This is a genomic window from Arcobacter sp., from assembly GCF_050300555.1.
Lineage (GTDB): Bacteria > Campylobacterota > Campylobacteria > Campylobacterales > Arcobacteraceae > Arcobacter.
Map to the genome: position 1 here is coordinate 1 of NZ_JBNKXY010000456.1, position 511 is coordinate 511.

The 511-nt window shown below is 22.3% G+C and carries 1 protein-coding gene; it reads right to left on the bottom strand.

Features of this window, described 5'->3' with window-relative positions:
- Window positions 1-511, bottom strand: a 511-nt coding sequence (locus ACQY5W_RS13655) for a hypothetical protein (protein WP_428025515.1), incomplete at both ends; no start/stop codon positions are given.

Sequence of the window (511 nt, forward strand, 5' to 3'; positions counted from 1 at the left end):
TATAATCCTTAATGCTTTTCGTTTTTATTTTATTAAAAGCCTTTTTTCCAACTTCTTTTTTTTCAAAGTAGCCAGCTAAAAATAATAATTGTTTGTAATAATTATTATTAAATTTTTGAATAATATCTTTAGGGAATTCATATTTTTTATTAAAAAAATCAAACAAATTTTTCATTTGAAGATTTAAAAAAGCATGGCTTTCAAAAGTTTTTTTATTTGAATAAGAATCATGATGGATTCTGTAAACATGCAATACTTCATTAACCTTATAAATGTTAGTGTTCATTGCTAAATCTACAAGAATAGGATAATCTTCAATAGTAATTTTCATGTTAAAATACCCATCAAAATCAACATGTTGATATAAAAGTTTTTTATTAAAACAAATACCAATAGGTAATATTTTTCCAAGCAACAATTGTTCTTTATATTGATTAATTGGAGCTTTAATGTTGTTGCTATTCGAAAATGGTTTTATCGTATTATTCTCTTCATAAAATTTATCAACACC